Genomic DNA, 18,331 nt, shown 5'->3' with positions numbered 1-18,331 from the left:
ATTTTCCAGCGTTTTTCCGTCGTTTCGGTTCACTTTTAGCCGATATTTTGGCCCGTCGAGCCAAAAAAACGGCCCTGCTGCCGACCTTTTGGCCGAAAAAGGGTATTGCCCCCTATCTGCGGTATTACTACATAGCGGAAAAAGGGGGAAGAAGCATGCAAATATCCAAATTCATGACGCCGGAAATCATTTTTGGAAACCAGTCGATCGCGCAGATTGGCGAAAGTTTGCGAAGATTGGGGGCGACCCGTGTCTTTCTCGTCAGCGATATGGGCGTCGTCAATGCTGGTTGGACAGAGCGTATTATTTCTTATTTGCAGCAGCAAAGGCTTGAATATCACCTGTGGACTAACGTGACAGCCAATCCCAAAGACTACGAAATCCACGCAGGCATTGCCGAATACAGAGCCAAGGAATGCAACGCGATACTCGGCGTTGGTGGCGGCAGCTCCATTGACGCAGCCAAAGCCATCGCTCTATTAGCCACCAATGAAGGCAGCATCGTGCAGTACGAAGGTGTCGACAACATTGCGCATCCGCTTCCCCCGATGGTGATGGTGCCAACCACTGCTGGCTCCGGCTCCGAGGTCTCACAGTTTTCCATCATCGTCGACAGTACGCGCAAGGTAAAAATGGCGATTATCTCCAAGTCACTCATTCCCGATATCGCAATCATTGACCCGCAGACGTTGATGACCAAGGACAAGCAATTGACAGCCAATACGGGCCTGGACGTCTTGACTCATGCCATCGAATCGTATATCTCGCTTGCCGCGACACCACTCACGGAGGTTCACTCCCTCCAGGCCATGCGACTCATTGCCAAGCATCTGCGGCCATCTGTGGCCAGCCAATACAACGCAGAAGCCAAGCAAGCAATGGCCATGGCTAGTCTACAGGCTGGAATCGCCTTTTCCAATGCGATCCTCGGTGCTGTTCACGCCATGTCCCACCAGCTCGGGGGCTTTCTCGATGCGCCCCACGGAGAGGTCAATGCCATCCTGCTTCCTTATGTACTCGAGTACAACTACATCGCTGCTCCTGAAAAATACAGGCAGATCGCCGAATGCCTGGGTGAAAATACTGCCGGTCTAAGCTCACACGACTCCTCGCGACTGGCCCTGAAAGCTGTGAAGGAGCTTGCGAGAGACCTGGATGCTCCCGAGTCTCTCTCGGCGATCGGACTTGCGCCTGAGCAGATTGATCTCTTGAGCTCTCTGGCTCTGCTCGATGTATGTATGACTACCAATCCGCGAGATATGAATGTGCACGACGTGGCCAACCTCTTCCGCCAAGCCTTGTAGAGGATGTTCCAAAAGTCCGGAAAACATAGCTGAACAGGATCTGATAGGAGGTCTATCATGCAAAATAAGCAAGAAATTCTGGAAAAGCTGACTGGCATCCAATCTTCCCGAAAAAGCTACTACAGTGAGCTGGTCTACCTCGTAGAGGAGATGAAAAAAAAGAATAAGCAGCTTGCCGTCATCAACCAGCTGACGCAAATCCAGATCAATGCGACCTGGCCCCAAACTAGTATCTATATTGCCACACAGCTTTCCCAAATCCTCCAGTTTGAGCACTTCGCCCTTACCCTTGTAAAAGGAGGCATCCTGTCTTCGTATTTGGCCAAATGGACGGGAGACAGCTGGCAATGTCATACGCTGACGAAATCGGTGCTTGTGGAGGCCCCTCTCTTGATAGAGGAGTTTCATCTCGAATGGAAAGAAGTTCTCCCGGAGCACCACGCTGCTTCTGTTCCTTTGCGCAGCCAGTTAAACCAGACCTTTGGCTTTTTGACCCTGTTCCATCGGGAGAAGCGGCAAACAGATCGGGATGAAACGGATTTGTTCCAGTTAATCGCCAGCCACGTTGGTGTGTCGGTCGAAAACAGCTTGCTCTTTCAAGACGTTAGTGAAAAGATCAAGATAGAAGCCCAGCTCATCCAGTCCGCCAAAATGGCCGCGATCGGGGAGATGGCTGCAGGCATTGCCCATGAACTCAACAGTCCGTTAACCGCCATCCTCGGCAATGCGCAATTACTCATGCGGGAAATGACGGATACCCAGGCTGCTCCCTTGATGAAGGATATCTATCAATGCGGTGTCCGCTGCAAAAAGATCATTCAGAATCTGCTCACTTTTTCCCGCCAGGAGGAGTACTTGTTTGCCACCATTTCGATTGATGAGATCGTGGAAGACGTGCTCGGGCTGATCGGATATCAGCTCTCTGTATCAGGGCTCACCATCACCCGGGAAATGGCCGAGCCTCCCCTGCTCTTTCACGGGAGCCGTCACCAGATTGAGCAGATTGTGATTAATCTTTTGTTGAATGCGAGAGACGCTCTTGTTGAAAAAGAGGACCCGCACATCACGATCCGCTCGTTTCAAGTGGAAGAGGAAGGGCGCTTCTATGTCGGACTGTCTGTACACGATAACGGCTCGGGAATCGCGCCAGAGCTTTTGCAGCAGATCTTTTTGCCCTTCTACTCTACGAAGGAACGAACAAAAGGAACAGGTCTCGGCCTATCCGTCAGTCTGGGGATCGCACAGGCACACGGCGGAAAGCTGTTCGCCGAGAGCTCGGAGGGTCACTACAGCCTGTTTACGTTGCTTTTGCCACTGCTGACAGAGGAGGAGGGGTTGGATGGACAAGAAACGGATTTTGATTGTCGATGATGAAACCGAGGTCACTACCTTTTTTACTTATTTTCTCAGGCAAAAAAACTGCGACGTGTTTGTAGCCAATTCAGGGAAAGATGTGGAGCGCTTGCTGCATACTGAGCGCGATCAGTTCCATGCCGCTCTGGTCGATCTAAAATTGCCGGATTCTAACGGACTGGAGCTGCTCAAACGGATCAAGTCTGTTTTTCCATCCTGCGAGGTCCTCATCATGACTGGGTACAGCACCATCAAATCAGCGGTAACGGCGATGCAATGGGGCGCACGGGATTATCTGGAAAAACCGTTCGATGACCTGGACAGTCTGGAGCACGTCATCGACTCTGTTCTGGAATCTTCCTTCCAACAAGCAGATGAACTATCCCAAGAAGCTATGCAATATGGTATTGTGTATTCACCAGAGAGTCCGATGACCAAAGTAACCGCAATCGCCAAAAAATTAGCAAAAAAGGCAATACATGTACTCATCGAAGGAGAAACGGGTACAGGCAAGGAGTTGATGGCCCGTTTTCTGCATGGCGCAAGCAATCGCTCCCAGCAACCGTTCGTTGCCTTCAACTGCGGTGCAGTGCCGGAATCTCTATTGGAGAGCGAGCTGTTCGGCTATGAAAAAGGAGCATTCACCGGAGCGGTAAAGGCTCGCAAAGGATTATTCGAGCTCGCTCATAACGGTACCCTGTTCCTTGATGAAATCGGAGAAGCCCCCCATTCCATTCAGGTAAAGCTGCTCAGAACACTGGAAACGGGAGAATTCATGAGGGTCGGCGGCGAGGAGGTCGGCCAAAGCAATATCCGCTTTATTTCTGCTACCAATCGTGATCTCGAGCATGAAGTGGAAATGAATCGTTTTCGAAGTGATTTGCTTTATCGGCTCGAAGGCATCAAGCTCTCGATTCCACCATTGCGTGAGCGAGTGCATGACATCCCTGCCATTGCTCACTTTTATCTGGAGAAGCGCAGCGGCACGCCCTGCGAAATTGATCAGGACGCAATGGAATTATTGCAGCTCTATCATTGGCCTGGCAACGTCCGCCAGCTTATCAACGTACTCAATCAGACCCTTGCCTTGCACGAATGTCAGGTCCTTCGAGCGGACCACTTGCCTGTAACGATACGTGACAAAGCGAAGCGACAGGTCGAGCACCCTGCTGCCCACAGCGGATTAGAGCAGGCCATTGACCGAGAGTGCGAGCGCTTTGCCCAGGCGATCACCCGCACTGTGAAATCAATGGAAGGGATCGACTTCGATTACTTGATCAGGCGAATCAAATTGCTCGAAGGCGAAATCGGACGGTCAATTATTGAAAAGGGCTTGAACGAAACGAACGGCGACAGACAGCTATTAAGCAAAAAGCTGAACATCACCAAGCGAACCATCCGTTACATTTTAAACGAAAAAGGGGGAGGCCCTAGCTGATCCCATGTAGGAGGCATTACTTGTCGTGGATTCACAAAAACATCATTGGTCTATCTCATCATTAAAAAGCATTCCCTCTGATGTATCCCTATCTGCTATTATCGTCGGACTCATTGCGACAATGGTTTCTTACGCGGGGCCATTACTGATTGTTTTCCAAGCCGCCAAAAGTGCAGGCCTTGGCGATGCCCTGCTCTCCTCGTGGATTTGGGCGATTTCCATCGGGAGCGGACTCACTGCTATTATTTTGAGCATCTGGTTCAAAGTGCCCGCCATCACCGCTTGGTCTACGCCGGGTGCTGTTCTGCTCGTTTCCAGTTTGACGGTTTACCCTTATGCCGATGCGATTGGCGCCTATATTTTCTCTGGCGTCGTGATTACGATCCTGGGCGTTTCCGGACTTTTTTCCACGCTCATGAAGTACGTGCCCGCTTCCATTACGACGGCCATGCTGGCGGGAATTTTGCTTTCTTTTGGTGTCGAGGTGTTTGTCTCCATGCAGCATCTTCCCGCCCTGGCTTTGCCGATGATCCTTTGCTATCTGTTTGCGAAGCGTTGGTCTCCGCGTTATGCTGTCGTTCTGACCCTTCTTGTAGGGCTGGTCGTAGCCTTCGGTCTGGGGCGCCTGCATCTGGATGGCGTTCAAATCGCTCTGGTCAATCCGGTATTTACAATGCCTACATTTTCGCTTGATGCCATCATTGGTTTGGGAATTCCATTGTGCATCGTCACCATGGCTTCCCAGAATGCTCCTGGCATCGGGGTGTTAAAGGCGGATGGCTATGATACGCCTGCTAGCCCGCTGATTGCAACGACAGGAATTGCTTCGCTGCTTCTCGCTCCTTTTGGCGCGCACGGCATCAATCTTGCGGCGATAACCGCAGCGATCTGTACAGGGAAGGAAGCCCATCCCGATCACACGAAGCGTTACATCGCGGGCATTGCCTGCGGCGCCTTTTATCTCGTATTCGGGATGTTCGGCGTAACCATTGCCTCTGTTTTCTCAGCCATGCCCAAAGAGCTGATTGCGGTTATTGCAGGACTGGCTTTGTTTGCTTCGCTCAGCTCCAGCCTCGCGCAGGCGATGACGGAAGCATCGGAGAGGGAATGTGCGCTCGTCACCTTCCTCGTCACCATCTCCGGCATTTCCATTGGCGGGATTGGTGCTGCCTTCTGGGGATTGATTGCAGGGGTCATCACCAATCTAATTCTCAATGGCGATGTGCGCAAATGGCTGTCCAGAAAAGAATTGGCTCAAGCTTCTTCTTCCGAGTGATAAAAGCCTTGCTCCTCGGCATAGCGTCCCCAATGGGGGCGGCTGCCGTCCCGATCCGTAAAGCTGTATTCGTCAGAAAGACCCCATGTACTCAGTGTCTTTCCTGACTTTTGGGCAATAGCCGGGTCTGTGGCAAGTGCGACTACGGCCCGGCCGATATAGGCTGGTGTTTCTGAAGCGATGAAATGCGGGTCTGCCGCCTCCCTCCACGTAGATTCCGTCACACCAAAGTGGTCGAGCATCGCTTCTGAACGCAGGAATCCAGGGGTCAAAGCAACTGCGGTGATGCCGTGTGGACGAAGCTGTGCTGCCATCGCCTGCGCCAAATGAATCGTCGAGATTTTTGCGAGACTGTAGTAGAGATTGCCACGGTACCGATAATCTATGCCGTCGGTAATCTCTATGATCAGTCCCTTTTTTCGTTCCAGCATGAGCGGTGTGGCGTAATGGCTCGTAATCATGTGAGTGTGAACGGCCCTCTCCTGCATCAACAGACCTGATGCAAGCTCCTGCTCCCAATAAGGTTTCTCCCAAGCAGTCAAGGCGTCTCCGCCCCAAATATCATTTACCAACAGATCAAGCTGTCCGTTTTGCTCTGCTTTCACACGCTCAAACAATGCCTTTACCTCTTCAGGTTTCGTATGATCTACTCGCACGGCGATACCATGTCCGCCGCATGCCGTCACCATTTCTGCTGTCTCCTCAATCGTTTCTGTCCGCGCCATGTCGGACAGCTGACCTCTGACACTGCGTCCCGTGACGTATACCGTCGCCCCCGCTTCGCCCAGACTGACAGCGATCCCTCGTCCTGCTCCACGGGTGGCTCCCGCAACCAACGCTACACTACCTTGCAACGGCTTCATCGAATGATCTCTCCTCGCAATTGATTATTTCCTTTACGTTCATTAGTCTACAGGTGTAAATATGACAACCGCTGTAATATTCGATAAGATAATATACAATCAACGGTAAGGGTTTTCTGTGCAGAAAGGAGTGAGCTTATTGCGGGCTGATCGCTTGCTTTCGATTTTGTTGCTTTTGCAAAACCATGAGCGTCTGACATCAAGGGAGCTCGCAGAAAGACTTGAGGTATCCGAGAGGACCATTCATCGTGATATGGAAGCATTGAGCGGTTCAGGTGTTCCTGTCTATGCAGAGCGAGGTGCCGGTGGCGGCTGGGCGTTGGCCAAAGGCTATCGGAGCAATCTGACGGGGATGAAAACGGAAGAGCTGCAATCGCTGCTGCTCGCTTCCCCTCCTGCACCGCTGCGTGATTTGGGGATGGGTGTTGGCTTTGAAGGTGCGATTGCGAAGCTGCTCTCCGCCTTGCCGAAAACAATGCAGCAAAGCGCTGATCACGTAAGGCAGCGGCTGCACATCGACGGAGCTGGCTGGCACCAGTCAAATGAGACATTCCCCTATCTGGCTAGCATCCAGGAAGCCGTATGGCAGGAGCGTAAACTGTTGATTCGCTACCAACGCGACAGCTCCATTGTAGAACGACTGATCCATCCGCTCGGGCTGGTGGCAAAGCGAAGTGTCTGGTATTTGGTGGCACAGGTCGATGCTGACATGCGCACTTATCGGATTTCACGGCTTATCGCTGCACAAATGCTGGAAGAATCGTTTGTCCGGCCGCTTGACTTTGATCTCGCTAGCTATTGGGACAAGTCCACTCAGGAGTTCAAAGCTGCTCTGCCTCGCTATCCAGCGCAGGTCTTGGTCAAAGAGTCGCTCATAACCAGACTTGAGCTTGAACGATATATGAAAATAGCTTCCACCAAGCCTGTTGCAAACGGCTGGATGGAAGCTGAGGTGGAATTTCATACACTCGAATCGGCAACAGAGCTTATCCTGGGCTACGGAGCGCACATTCAAGTGATCGGGCCTGATGAGCTGCGGGAAAAAGTAATCGCTGAAGCCCAGGCTATCCTTTGCCTGTACGATTAACCAAGACTGTCAGCCTCTGTCCCTTTTGTTTCTTTTCCAATCGCCACCAACACGATGGTGCCAGCAATGAGCACAACCGTAAACATACTGAAGATAAACGTGTAGCTGTAATGCAGAGCCGAGAAATAACCGACGAGATAAGGAGCGATAATGCTGCCGATCCGCCCGACTCCAGAAGCAAATCCCGAGCCTGTGGCACGCAAGGGAGTCGGGTAATTTTCCGGTGTATACGCGTAGAGCGCCCCCCATGCCCCAAGGTTAAAAAAGGAGAGCAAGGCACCGGTTACTAACAATCCTGTAGTTCCACTGCTTTGCCCAAACGCGAACGCCATTACGCCGGTCATGAATAAAAACGTTGCCAATGTTTGTTTTCTTCCCCACTTTTCCACGAGGTACGCGGCTGTAAAGTATCCTGGCAGTTGGGCTAATGTCATAATCAATACATACTGAAAGCTCTTGATCATCGTAAAGCCTTTATCGACGAGCACTGATGGCATCCAGAGAAACATGCCGTAGTAGGAAAAGGTGATTGCAAACCAAACGACCCACAGGGTCAACGTCTCCTTTTGATGGGCAGTCCATATTTTTTTCAACGGAGCCTTCTCTGCCCTTTGGTGAAACTGCGGCGACTCGGGAATGCTCTTACGGGCAAACAAGGCGTACACGATGGGCAAAGCCCCGATGATAACGGCAATACGCCAACCGTAAACCGGAATGATAAAGTAAGAAATGACTGCTGCTGCAATCCAGCCCACTGCCCAAAAGCTTTCCAGCAGCACGACTGTACGCCCGCGCTTTTCTACCGGTGCAAATTCATTGACCAGCGTCGAAGCTACTGGGAGCTCTGCTCCGAGCCCTAGTCCCATCAGAAAACGGAATAAGAGCATGGTCAAAAAACCGGTCGCAAACGCGCTGGCCAGACTCGCAGCCCCAAATAACACGAGCGTGAGTAAAAAAATCGGTTTGCGGCCAATGCGGTCTGCAAGAAACCCGCCAATAAACGCACCCAAGGCCATCCCTACGAGATTGCCGGTTCCGAGCAGCCCTGCCTCTTCTCCTGACAATCCCCATTCCTGCCTGAGTGCTACCATAATAAATGATAAAAGTGCAACATCCATCGCATCAAACATCCAACCGAAACCGGCTGCCCAAAATACTTTTTTGTACGGTGCTGTCATTACGTTTTCCCTGCTTTCTTCTCGATTGCCTTACTTGGCTTTCTGTACTCATTTCACTTCTGGCTTCATTTTCCTGCCAGGAGCGCACATTTCACATAGTCACGATTCCTTTTCTCATAACAATCCCTTCTTTCGCCTAAGCTTTGTTTGCCCTCTCTCTTCATTTACATAGTGACCCGGACTCTCCTGCTGCATACTTGGCCAAGTAACGTTTCCTTTTGCACTCTACCCATCTATGCTAATCTATTCCATAGAATAGGAGTTGAGGTGTTCCCAAATGAAATCCATCTATCTCATCCTGGCTACAACCACGTTTCTGGCCAGCGGAATCATTTATACAGCAGAAAGAGCTTTCTTGCACTCAGTATTTTTCTAGTTGTACTTATATTTCTTGATCGAAAGCAGTAGGGTCCGATGGGGTGCGTCTTGATAAAAAGAAAAGCAAAAACCAGTCAAACGCTTTTTTTCGTGTTTTTGACTGGTTTTTGCTTATGAGGAGTGCACACATTGTTTATTTGGTTTCGTAGGTCCCGTGAACGCGCTTGTTTTTACGGAGATGATGTCCCCAGCACTCCGTAAGTATTTTTCGTGCGGCAAAGGTAGCCACTGAGGTGTGATCCAAAGAAGGGGACACTTCCACAACGTCAAAACCGATGACAGGTAATTCAAACAATCCATAAAGCAAATCAAGGAGTTCCCTGCTTTGCAATCCGCCAAATTGCGGAGTACCCGTACCTGGTGCGTATGCCGGGTCTAACGAATCAATATCGATCGTGATGTAAATATTTTCAAAGCGGCTCATTTCTTCCTTGATTCTGCTTACCGTTTCTGCGACACCGATGTTGCGGACATCCATCGCTTTGAGAATATTCATTTTGTTCTCGTTAATGAATGCCAGCTCTTCTGATTCCACAGAACGAATGCCTACAAAAAAAATGCTCTCCGTGTCCGGAACGTTTGCCAATTCCAACGCTCGTCTCTCTACGGAGCCATGAGACAAGAGATCGCCGCCCATTTCATGACAGAGATCAAAATGCGCATCGATATGGATAATTCCAAATGGTTTGTCCAACGCACGATCCACCCCGCGCAACACGGGAATCGTCGTGGAATGATCGCCGCCGATCATCGTGAATAATTTCCCGGCCTTTACACTGGCATACACGGTTTCTTCAGCACTATGAAACAAATCGTCCCGACTATCCCCAGCGACATCCCCCACATCAAGAATGTTGAGATTTGAGAGGTCCTCCCAGTGTTCCGTTGTTGGCGGGATTGTATAGGTTATTTCGCGAATCGCCCGAGGTGCTTCTTTGGCACCGGAGCGGAAGCTCACTCCACCATCATAAGGAATTCCAAAAACAACAACATCCGCTTCTTCCATGGAAATACCTGGTCGATTCAATCCAGCCCAAATCTTATTGTCTTTAATCATATCTTGAACAGATTTCATACGTAGTTGTCCTCCCTTCGTCTTTCTGTACCTACCATTAAGCAAATTATGTGCCATGGCTTTTTCTTGCGTGCTTACTCATTTGTTTGTCCGTCTCCTACACAAACCCCAAGTAAAAAACCAAAAAATATTGCTCTTATTTGCAAAAAATTTTGTTTTTTACAATCGATATTTATCGACTTTGTATTGGAGGGCCTGCCTGGAAATTCCCAGCTTTTTCGCGGCATCCGCTATATGTTTGGACTGGCGCAGCGTACTTAGAATCATGTCTCTTTCAAATTCTTCTACCAGATCGAACAATGACTTAGCAGGATTCAGGTCTTGAGTAAAGTAACTTTGCTTACCGGTGTTCTTGAAGAGAATATGCTCCGGTATGTCCTTTAGCATAATCGTTTCGTCTGTCGCAACATTAAAGGCGTATTCAATGGCATTTCGCAGCTCTCTAATGTTGCCGGGCCAATTGTACTCTACCAATACATTTTTGGTGATGTCATACAAACCGGTAATATTCTTGTTCATTTGCGCATTGTACTTGTGAAGAAACCAATCAGCCAATAGAAGGATGTCATCCTTTCTCTCCCTTAGTGGCAAAAGGTTTAACTGGATCACGCCTAAACGGTAATAAAGGTCACTGCGTATGATTCCATATTGAATCGCTGTAAATGGGTCTTCATTCATCGCAGAAATGATTCGGACGTTAATGGGAATTTCGCGTTCCCCACCAACGCGCCTGATTTTTTTCTCCTCGATGGCTTTAAGCAGTTTCGCCTGAACCCCGATATCCATTGAATTCAACTCATCTAAAAATAATGTTCCGTTATGGGCCAGCTCAAATAATCCTTTCCGATCCTCTGCACCGGTGAAGCTTCCTTTTGCCGTGCCAAAAAGGGTGCTTTCGAGCAGTGTTGTCGGAATTGCCGAACAGTTTTGCGAGATGAAAACCTCCCTTGCTCGCAAGCTATGACTATGAATCGCTTGAGCAACGAGCTCTTTGCCTGTTCCTGTTTCACCACATAGCAGAACAGGGGAGTCTCCAGTCGAAATCTTTTTTATTTTCTCTTTCATTTCCAGCATAGCTGCATTTGCCGTAATGATATCATCGAGCGTATATAAGGAATTTGCGGCATTTTTTCGTTTAGAGGATGTTCGATAGAGGGGTTTTCCGTCTTTGGATGCCAAGATCGAGGCTTCAATCGCACCCATTACCTCATGATTGTATTTGATGGGAAACGTGGAGTTGACGAAAAACGATGACTTTCCATTCTTATCGGTCAACGTCTGTTTTTCACCAATAATCGGTTTTCCGCTTCTCATGACGCGATAATGACTGCTGGTTTCCCGCGTAATGGAAGGATAGACCTCTAAGATATGTTTCCCGGTAAAACCTTCATTTTCAAAACTATCTGTTTCGTGGCAATACATGACCGAATATTCGATGATACCCTCCTTATTTGTAATGAGAAGCGCATCTATTTGATCATACAGATCTGAGATGGACTGTAAGTATTGAGTTATCATTTGACTACCTCCACTCTAATGTTAAACCAAGGTTGTAAAAACAAAAAACCTTGCTCAATCGGGGCAAATTTTTTTGTTTTTTAGTTAAGTATACATCTCCTTTGTTTCTATGAAAATCTGAATGCGAATGAGACTTTGGGGCATGGTACGTTTTTTGCTCTAACAAGGCTTGTCTATCTTTTTGTCATACAAGGGGGGAATTTTTATCCACTCTGCTATCACAATATTCAGTAAAGAGGGGGCCTCATCATGCAAATTGAAGCGAATCATACTGAAGGGCACTTGAAAAGGGAACTGAAATCGCGACATCTTACCATGATTGCCATTGGTGGAGCAATTGGTACCGGATTGTTTATGGCCAGTGGCGCATCCATTAGCCAGGCTGGTCCTATTGGGGCACTTATCGCTTATCTCGTTATCGGAATCATGTTGTATTTCTTAATGACAAGTTTGGGTGAAATGAGTACTTATATGCCTTCCTCAGGCGCCTTTGAAACTTATGCAACCAAATTTGTAGATCCGGCTCTTGGCTTTGCCCTGGGATGGAACTACTGGTTTGGTTGGGCCATTACGGTAGCCGTAGAAATCGCTGCGGTTTCTCTGTTGATGAAATACTGGTTTCCTGATTCGCCTGCAATCCTGTGGAGCAGCCTATTTCTGGCCGTGTTATTTGGACTTAACTTACTACCACCACGTGCTTATGGAGAATCAGAATTCTGGTTTGCTGGCATAAAGGTTATGACTATTATCATTTTTCTGATTGTCGGAACACTCATGATTGTGGGGATCATTGGAGGAAAAGCGATTGGCTTTCAAAACTTCATGATGGAAGGGGCTATGTTCCATGGAGGATTGATGAGCGTCATTGGCGTGTTTATAATGGCTGGTTTTTCATTCATCGGAACGGAATTGGTCGGTGTAGCAGCAGGTGAAAGTGAGAACCCGGAGAAGAATGTTCCGAAAGCGATTAAGTCTGTCTTTTGGAGAATCTTAATCTTCTATATTTTTACTATTCTGATTATCGGTTTCGTGATCCCCTATAATGATCCGAATCTATTAAATGGGAGCGATAATGTCGCCATTAGTCCGTTTACCTTGCTATTTGAAAAAGCAGGACTCGCCTTTGCCGCTGCTGTCATGAATGCAGTGATTCTGACGTCTGTGCTTTCTTGCGGGAACTCTTCGATTTATGCGGCATCAAGAATGCTCTATGCAATGGCGAAAAGCGGTAAAGCTCCAAAACTGTTTGGAAAAATCAATTCGCGTGGAGTACCGATTTATGCGGTATGCGCTACAACTGTTATTGGGGCGACCTGTTTTCTCAGCTCTTTGTATGGAGACGGCACCATTTATATTTGGCTGTTAAACAGCTCTGCTTTGACCGGATTCATCTCTTGGCTGGGAATCGCCGTGAGCCATTATCGTTTTCGAAAAGCGTTTGTAGCCCAAGGTCGTGATCTGAATGAACTTAAGTACAAGGCGAAATGGTTCCCTCTTGGTCCCATTTTTTCATTTGTTCTTTGCTCGTTTGTCATTTTGGGACAAAATTACGATGCCATTTTCAACGGAATCATCGATTGGCATGGCATCGCTGTGTCATACATCGGCTTGCCTCTCTTTTTAGTTCTTTACATTGGTTATAAAGTAACCAAGAGAACCAAGGTGGTCCCGCTGAATGAGGTTGATCTTAGCAGAGAGTATCATGCAAGGGTGTCTGTCGAGAAAGAAGATCATCGAAATCATGCATGATTTTGCACACGAAGGACTCAATCCTGAATTGGAATAAGTCCTCTCCATGTGTTATCCTACGCTTGCAAATTCACCTGGACATGAGGCAGTGCACCGGTCCCCTACTAAAAAAGGCTGTCGACCTAGATCGACAGCCTAAGTGGGTTATCCAATCAAAAGCGTGAATCATTTCGAGATCATTTGCTCAGGACAAAATCTGATATAACGGCTTTCTCCCACTGGATTCCTTTTGGATTCACATTGGTGTACAGCGCAATGGAATAGCTATCCTCTATCACGGCTTTCAGTTGAAAGTTCATTTCTTTCGGTTGTAAATATTCATCGTATAGCTTTTGATAGTTGGGATCACCCTTTTCTTTAGCGGCTTTAATATAGCCAACCGTGTCAGGGTCTTTAGCAAAATTTTTGTGTATCACCTTATACCCGAATGTCGCCTCCACTTTTCCATCGACGACTGTTTCCTGATAATCGGAGATCACAAAATCCAGTAATTCATAGTAGGGTGAAAAAGCCTTTTTGCACTCTTCCTCCATGTAGCCTGAGATTATGTTGTAGCTTGCTGAGCGGCTCATTTCTTCCGGGTGAGGAGTTGGTTCAATTGTTCCCGTTTGATTCGTTTCTTCTTTCGGATGTGCCGCCACTGCTTTCTCCTCATTGCTTACCGTTCCAGAGCTACAGCCGCTAGAGCAAACTACCACGACCATTGCCATGATAAGCATGAATGCTTTATTCATTTGGAACTCACCCTTATTGTTTGGTATTTGATACCAATTAGACGAATGATACCGTATTGTCGTTACCTGTCCTTTTTCATTCGAAGCAGATGAGTCCATTATTTTCGTATGTTTCTCCAGTAGACATAACCAATCAACGCAAGCAAGATGACTAAACCAATAAAGGCTGCTCCGATTGATAACATCGCTTTTACCCCCGTAAATAAAGATGAATTCATTTCCGATAGCTAAAGCCTTCCTGTTCACGGCTCTTTCTCCATCTAGGGTTAATTTAGGCTGGAATCATTAGGTAAATGCCTGAGCCATTAGACAGAGTTACACATATCAATGAAGAGACCGAAAAGGAGGGAAAGCCAATGTCACGTAGACGCTGTAAATGCAAATGCGAGTCGTCATGTTCCATGAGGTACGATGATCCACCGCCGTTTCGTGGTCGAGGAGGATTTGGTGGTCGCTTCAGAACTTTTGAGTCACCTGGCTTTAGAGGGTTTCGCGAATCACCATTTTTCTTCAGGGAATCCCCTTTCTTTTTCCGTGAGTCACCTTTCTTTTTCGTCGAATCACCCTTTTCGAGACGCCGCTTTTTCCGATAAACCATATTCTTAGGATTTGCTTATCTTGGCTAAGGAGTGATCGAAATGTCCAGCTGCGGTTTCTTTGGTGAAGACTTTTCTTTGGTCTTGGTTCTTTTCGTCCTCTTGGTAATTGTCGCTTGCAGTTGCAATTAATGCCTTTTTGTGAAACGGGTAATTTTTAAGCTGCCCGTTTCACTTCGAACATACATAACGCTAGCCTGATCACTCAACATGGATTTCTTTTCAGCTTATCTTTGTTAAAGGAAGACCTTCTTAAAATAGGTTTCCAATTAAAAGGAAATTCATGTATCTCTGAATGCATTTCAACCGGAGGAAATGGTATCATTTGGATTACAAGTCTTGTAAGACTGGAGATTCGAAGTGAAACGTAAAGTCAGCATTCTGTTAGTTAGCCTTATTTTGGCGCTTGGAATCGGTTTGGTGTTTCTTAATGATCCTCCTACGATCAGATAACGAAATTGGCAACCGAGAGTGATTATGTTTGGTATGGAGCCAAGCTTCCTCTGGACCAAACCATTGAGAGACTCAAATCTAGATTGCAAGCTGGCGGATGGACTTTTGCAACCCAGCAAGGCGCAGGGTATTTTTTTGTAAAAGGTAATGAACAGATCGTGATTACCTCACAAATGTGGTCAAGCAAATTTGTGTTACTCAAAGTGCCTGTTACAATATTTTTTTGAGTGATGTCAATCGTTTTTATTTTTATTTATAATATATAGCAAGCTTTATCATCAATTGACTGTTGCACACTTCGTAAACAAGGTAGGAGGAACTATGGCTATTGGAGGAAAAAGATTGACAAAACGGGACCTGGATGCGCAGGAAACCAAAAAAAAGATACTTGAAACAGCAATTAAGCTCTTTTCAGAGTATGGTATTGAAACCGTAACCGTGGACGATATCACTCAGCATGCCGGTGTGTCAAAGGGAAGTTTTTACACACACTTTCCCTCTAAGGATTCTGTGCTAGTAGAACAATTCAACCAAATTGACGCCTATTACGAAAAAACTTTCCAGGAGATATCGCCCCAGACTCCTGCCAGCGAGCAACTGCGAATTCTGATCGCTTCCATGTGTCATTACTGCTCTAACGTGTGCGGCGTAAATGTGATGAAAGTCGTTTATATGAATCAAATCAGTTTAAGTGATCGGCAGAACATACTGAATAAAAGCGACCAGCGCGCCGTCTACGTCTTGCTTGAGCGGATTGTGGAGTGGGGGCTTCGTTCAGGGGAATTTCAGGTTACCCTGGATCGTGAAGTACTTGTGGAATACCTCGCTCGCTTTGGCCGAAGCCTCATATATGATTGGTGTCTCTACGATGGAAAAGAAGATTTGGAGACAATGGGCAAGGAGTTTTTTGACCTCATTATCAAATGGCTGACCAAGCCCCAATAGACAAGAAATGTAAATCGCTCATCCACGACATGTGCACTTTCATGACCTCACCCTGCGCGAAGGTGACCAGACCTCCGGCTGTGTGCTTAATGCCGAGGAAAAGATTGAAAGTCCTTGATCGCATTATCAACGAAATCAAACCCGAGGTAGTCGTTCCGGGACACGGCGCCATCTGTGATACGGCGTTCGCCCATGAAATACCCGAAAATTTGAAGGTCATGAGGATCTCATGAATCTGAGCTGAATAGAACTATTATGAAGCCACAGGGCTACGCTTATATGCTTGGCCCTCCTTAACTTGGTATAGAGCTCGAATATCCATTCCCAACAATAAAGGCTGTCGACCTGGAATCGACAGCCTGAGCGTATGGTTATCCAATCAAAAGCGTGACGAACGACTCTCGATCCAGATTGCCAAAGAACTCCTGGATATTTATATCTGCGAGAAGTGCGCTGACGGAAGGACGATCATACGGAGTATCACGCAGCAGCTCTTCCAACTCCGCTACATCCCTCACCCCAAAGAAGTCTCCATAAATTTTGGCTTCCTTGATTTTTCCTTTTTCTATATCCAATTGGACTTCCACGGTTCCGATATCAAAACGCTTCGACTGGCGGTAATTGCTCTTTGGCGATTTGCCGTAGTTCCAGTCCCAGCTTTGATAGCGCGAACGAGACAGCTCATGGATTTTCTCCCAATCCGCGTCGGTCAGCTTGTACTCCTCTACATCCCCGCCATCAAAAATGGAATGCAAAATCGCCAGGCGGAATTCCTCGATTGTCATTTGCTGATTTAAAAACTCCGTGATGTTGGCAACACGGCTTCGGATGGACTTGATTCCTTTGGATTGAATTTTTTCTGCGTTTACTTTCAAGGCAGACACGACATTCTCCATCTCCGAATCGAACAGCAGGGTGCCATGACTGAACATGCGTCCTTTGGTCGAGTACTGCGCATTGCCCGAAATTTTCCGTTCTCCTACCTGAATGTCATTGCGACCGGTCAACTCGGCCTCGATATTTAGCTTATTCAAGGCTTGTACAACCGGCTCGGTAAACTTGCGGAAATTGTGGAAGGACTGTCCGTCATCGTTGGTAATAAAGCTGAAATTGAGATTGCCCAGATCATGGTAGACAGCGCCGCCTCCCGACAGCCTGCGAACGACGTGAATATTGTTTTCTTCGACATAGCTGGCATTGATCTCTTCGATCGTATTTTGGTTTTTTCCTATGATAATGGAAGGTTCATTGATATAGAACAGCAGATAATCAACATGATCAGGCAGATTTTTGAGAGCATACTCTTCGATTGCCAGATTGATGCGGGGGTCTGTCATTCCTTGATTGTCGATGAACTTCATCGGTCAGCCTCCATCCCAAAAGCATTCTTTCCCCCTATCATACCATGTATTTCCTTCATAGACATGGTGTCTTACGGATCAATAATCCAAAGAGGACCTTCAAAGATATTTTTAGATCAGACTCCATCGGTCGTTTCTTCTAAGAGAATACCATGTTTAGGGTAAGTACTTGCTATTGCTTCACGAATAATCTGATCATAGGCAAAATCTGCTGAGGTTACAAGTTCTCCTGCGTCCTTATACGCTACTTCTATGCGAGACTCTCTCCGTATTTCGGTAATTTTTTTTCCAGCTATACGAACAACCTTGTCCGCGAAGGTCGCTCATTCAAATGAATTTTCTTTCAATTAATAGCCTCCCTTTTGTTGAACTAGTGAATCTGTTAGCGTAACACTTGAACATAAATTTTTCTTACTTTCCTCCAACATGAAACACACTAATTACGGTTTCACCATCCTATTGCACTGATTAATTCAGGTTCCGTATCTGGAGAAGCAGCATCTGTGGCAGAACCGTATGTCTGTCCGTTTTTATTTTTAGGATAGTTCATATTCTTAGCGCCAATAAGAAAAGAACCAATAATGGTTTTCCCATTAACATCATACAGTGGAGCATCATGAACAAGTTCACCAAGATAATCTTTTTTCAGCAAATATCCTGCAATGCCATTCACACTTCCTACGTGGATTAAGTCAGGTAGCATTTCAACGGAAGTGGCTTCTTCAACAGAACCGTATGTCTGTCCATTTTCATTTTCTGGATAGTGAGGAGGATTCGTCGGGCTTTGATTAATCGCGCTTATAGCAAATGTGCTTTGGAATGCCAGTGCACCTCCCACTACACAAACGATAAAAATCACACCAATCATGATTTTGATGTCTTTAGAATACATCCTCATAATTGTTCACTCCTTAAAAGTTTCTCACTCTTCACTCTAAAGTTGTTTGTTCTGTCATTTCACTTCTTATACGCCACCAAATAATGGAAAGTTACGCAAACCTTCCCGTTAGCCATTCATGCAGC

At 47.0% G+C, this 18,331-nt stretch carries 15 protein-coding genes and 1 pseudogene; 8 read left to right on the top strand and 8 right to left on the bottom strand.

Going from position 1 to position 18,331, the window contains the following annotated elements:
- The first annotated feature begins 155 nt into the window (after positions 1 to 155).
- From ACIFQN_RS32250 to ACIFQN_RS32235, 4 genes are read left to right on the top strand one after another with little or no spacing between them, the layout of a single operon-like run.
- The gene (locus tag ACIFQN_RS32250; RefSeq protein WP_429837147.1) at positions 156 to 1,304 is read left to right on the top strand and encodes an iron-containing alcohol dehydrogenase; all 1,149 of its coding nucleotides are present in this window, start codon (positions 156 to 158) and stop codon (positions 1,302 to 1,304) included.
- Positions 1,305 to 1,361: 57 nt separating this feature from the next.
- Positions 1,362 to 2,675, top strand: coding sequence for a sensor histidine kinase (locus ACIFQN_RS32245; protein ID WP_429837146.1), 1,314 nt, complete (start codon positions 1,362 to 1,364; stop codon positions 2,673 to 2,675).
- Positions 2,644 to 4,095 (top strand): sigma-54-dependent transcriptional regulator, encoded by a 1,452-nt coding sequence (locus ACIFQN_RS32240; RefSeq protein WP_429837145.1) that lies wholly within the window; start codon positions 2,644 to 2,646, stop codon positions 4,093 to 4,095. Before ACIFQN_RS32245 ends, ACIFQN_RS32240 begins: the two co-directional genes overlap by 32 nt.
- Before the next feature lie 25 nt (positions 4,096 to 4,120).
- A complete protein-coding gene (locus ACIFQN_RS32235; RefSeq protein WP_429837144.1) occupies positions 4,121 to 5,371 on the top strand; it encodes a benzoate/H(+) symporter BenE family transporter in 1,251 nt (416 codons plus the stop codon).
- Here the strand turns inward: ACIFQN_RS32235 and ACIFQN_RS32230 are convergent.
- Positions 5,350 to 6,234, bottom strand: coding sequence for an SDR family oxidoreductase (locus tag ACIFQN_RS32230; protein ID WP_429837143.1), 885 nt, complete (start codon positions 6,232 to 6,234; stop codon positions 5,350 to 5,352). The two genes, ACIFQN_RS32235 and ACIFQN_RS32230, sit on opposite strands and share 22 nt — an antisense overlap.
- A 139-nt stretch (positions 6,235 to 6,373) precedes the next feature.
- On the opposite strand from ACIFQN_RS32230, the gene ACIFQN_RS32225 reads away from it, so the two are divergent.
- Positions 6,374 to 7,321: a helix-turn-helix transcriptional regulator gene (locus ACIFQN_RS32225; protein WP_429837142.1), complete on the top strand. Its 948-nt coding sequence runs from the start codon at positions 6,374 to 6,376 to the stop codon at positions 7,319 to 7,321.
- On the opposite strand, the gene ACIFQN_RS32220 is transcribed toward ACIFQN_RS32225, so the two are convergent.
- From ACIFQN_RS32220 to ACIFQN_RS32210, 3 genes are all read right to left on the bottom strand, one after another.
- Positions 7,318 to 8,499, bottom strand: coding sequence for an MFS transporter (locus ACIFQN_RS32220; RefSeq protein ID WP_429837141.1), 1,182 nt, complete (start codon positions 8,497 to 8,499; stop codon positions 7,318 to 7,320). The genes ACIFQN_RS32225 and ACIFQN_RS32220 overlap by 4 nt on opposite strands.
- Positions 8,500 to 9,010: 511 nt before the next feature.
- Positions 9,011 to 9,952 carry an agmatinase gene (gene speB / locus ACIFQN_RS32215; RefSeq protein WP_429837140.1) on the bottom strand — a complete coding sequence of 314 codons (942 nt, stop codon included), beginning with the start codon at positions 9,950 to 9,952 and terminating at the stop codon, positions 9,011 to 9,013.
- 159 nt (positions 9,953 to 10,111) lie between these two features.
- Positions 10,112 to 11,470 carry a sigma-54 interaction domain-containing protein gene (locus ACIFQN_RS32210; RefSeq protein ID WP_429837139.1) on the bottom strand — a complete coding sequence of 453 codons (1,359 nt, stop codon included), beginning with the start codon at positions 11,468 to 11,470 and terminating at the stop codon, positions 10,112 to 10,114.
- 249 nt (positions 11,471 to 11,719) lie between these two features.
- Between ACIFQN_RS32210 and ACIFQN_RS32205 the strand changes: the two genes are divergently transcribed.
- Positions 11,720 to 13,219: an amino acid permease gene (locus tag ACIFQN_RS32205; RefSeq protein WP_429837138.1), complete on the top strand. Its 1,500-nt coding sequence runs from the start codon at positions 11,720 to 11,722 to the stop codon at positions 13,217 to 13,219.
- A 176-nt stretch (positions 13,220 to 13,395) separates the two neighbouring features.
- Here the strand turns inward: ACIFQN_RS32205 and ACIFQN_RS32200 are convergent, their stop codons facing one another.
- On the bottom strand, positions 13,396 to 13,953 hold the full coding sequence (locus tag ACIFQN_RS32200; protein WP_429837137.1) for a hypothetical protein: 558 nt from the start codon (positions 13,951 to 13,953) through the stop codon (positions 13,396 to 13,398).
- 638 nt (positions 13,954 to 14,591) lie between these two features.
- On the opposite strand from ACIFQN_RS32200, the gene ACIFQN_RS32195 reads away from it, so the two are divergent.
- Positions 14,592 to 14,681: a YjcZ family sporulation protein gene (locus ACIFQN_RS32195; protein WP_429837136.1), complete on the top strand. Its 90-nt coding sequence runs from the start codon at positions 14,592 to 14,594 to the stop codon at positions 14,679 to 14,681.
- Positions 14,682 to 15,344: 663 nt separating this feature from the next.
- Entirely contained in the window at positions 15,345 to 15,947 is a 603-nt protein-coding gene (locus ACIFQN_RS32190) for a TetR/AcrR family transcriptional regulator (protein ID WP_429837135.1), read from the top strand.
- A 371-nt stretch (positions 15,948 to 16,318) separates the two neighbouring features.
- On the opposite strand, the gene ACIFQN_RS32185 is transcribed toward ACIFQN_RS32190, so the two are convergent.
- The 3 genes and pseudogenes from ACIFQN_RS32185 to ACIFQN_RS32175 form a co-directional block, all read right to left on the bottom strand.
- On the bottom strand, positions 16,319 to 17,308 hold the full coding sequence (locus ACIFQN_RS32185) for a lipoate--protein ligase (RefSeq protein ID WP_429837134.1): 990 nt from the start codon (positions 17,306 to 17,308) through the stop codon (positions 16,319 to 16,321).
- A gap of 116 nt (positions 17,309 to 17,424) precedes the next feature.
- Positions 17,425 to 17,613: pseudogene (locus ACIFQN_RS32180) on the bottom strand (inositol monophosphatase family protein); the annotation flags it as partial.
- 143 nt (positions 17,614 to 17,756) lie between these two features.
- A complete protein-coding gene (locus tag ACIFQN_RS32175) occupies positions 17,757 to 18,206 on the bottom strand; it encodes a hypothetical protein (RefSeq protein WP_429837133.1) in 450 nt (149 codons plus the stop codon).
- Positions 18,207 to 18,331: the final 125 nt, after the last annotated feature.

Source organism: Brevibacillus sp. NRS-1366 (assembly GCF_050467985.1).
The sequence above is the reverse complement of the archived record's forward strand: the minus strand, read 5'-3'. Positions and strand labels throughout refer to the sequence as shown.

What these genes read in the sequence shown, in the direction of transcription:
- ACIFQN_RS32250 (WP_429837147.1), top strand. Translation starts at nt 156, where the DNA reads ATGCAAATATCCAAATTCATGACGCCGGAAATCATTTTTGGAAACCAG.
- ACIFQN_RS32245 (WP_429837146.1), top strand. Translation starts at nt 1,362, where the DNA reads ATGCAAAATAAGCAAGAAATTCTGGAAAAGCTGACTGGCATCCAATCT.
- ACIFQN_RS32240 (WP_429837145.1), top strand. Translation starts at nt 2,644, where the DNA reads ATGGACAAGAAACGGATTTTGATTGTCGATGATGAAACCGAGGTCACT.
- ACIFQN_RS32230 (WP_429837143.1), bottom strand. Translation starts at nt 6,234, where the DNA reads ATGAAGCCGTTGCAAGGTAGTGTAGCGTTGGTTGCGGGAGCCACCCGT.
- ACIFQN_RS32220 (WP_429837141.1), bottom strand. Translation starts at nt 8,499, where the DNA reads ATGACAGCACCGTACAAAAAAGTATTTTGGGCAGCCGGTTTCGGTTGG.
- speB (WP_429837140.1), bottom strand. Translation starts at nt 9,952, where the DNA reads ATGAAATCTGTTCAAGATATGATTAAAGACAATAAGATTTGGGCTGGA.
- ACIFQN_RS32210 (WP_429837139.1), bottom strand. Translation starts at nt 11,470, where the DNA reads ATGATAACTCAATACTTACAGTCCATCTCAGATCTGTATGATCAAATA.
- ACIFQN_RS32205 (WP_429837138.1), top strand. Translation starts at nt 11,720, where the DNA reads ATGCAAATTGAAGCGAATCATACTGAAGGGCACTTGAAAAGGGAACTG.
- ACIFQN_RS32200 (WP_429837137.1), bottom strand. Translation starts at nt 13,953, where the DNA reads ATGAATAAAGCATTCATGCTTATCATGGCAATGGTCGTGGTAGTTTGC.
- ACIFQN_RS32195 (WP_429837136.1), top strand. Translation starts at nt 14,592, where the DNA reads ATGTCCAGCTGCGGTTTCTTTGGTGAAGACTTTTCTTTGGTCTTGGTT.
- ACIFQN_RS32185 (WP_429837134.1), bottom strand. Translation starts at nt 17,308, where the DNA reads ATGAAGTTCATCGACAATCAAGGAATGACAGACCCCCGCATCAATCTG.
- ACIFQN_RS32175 (WP_429837133.1), bottom strand. Translation starts at nt 18,206, where the DNA reads ATGAGGATGTATTCTAAAGACATCAAAATCATGATTGGTGTGATTTTT.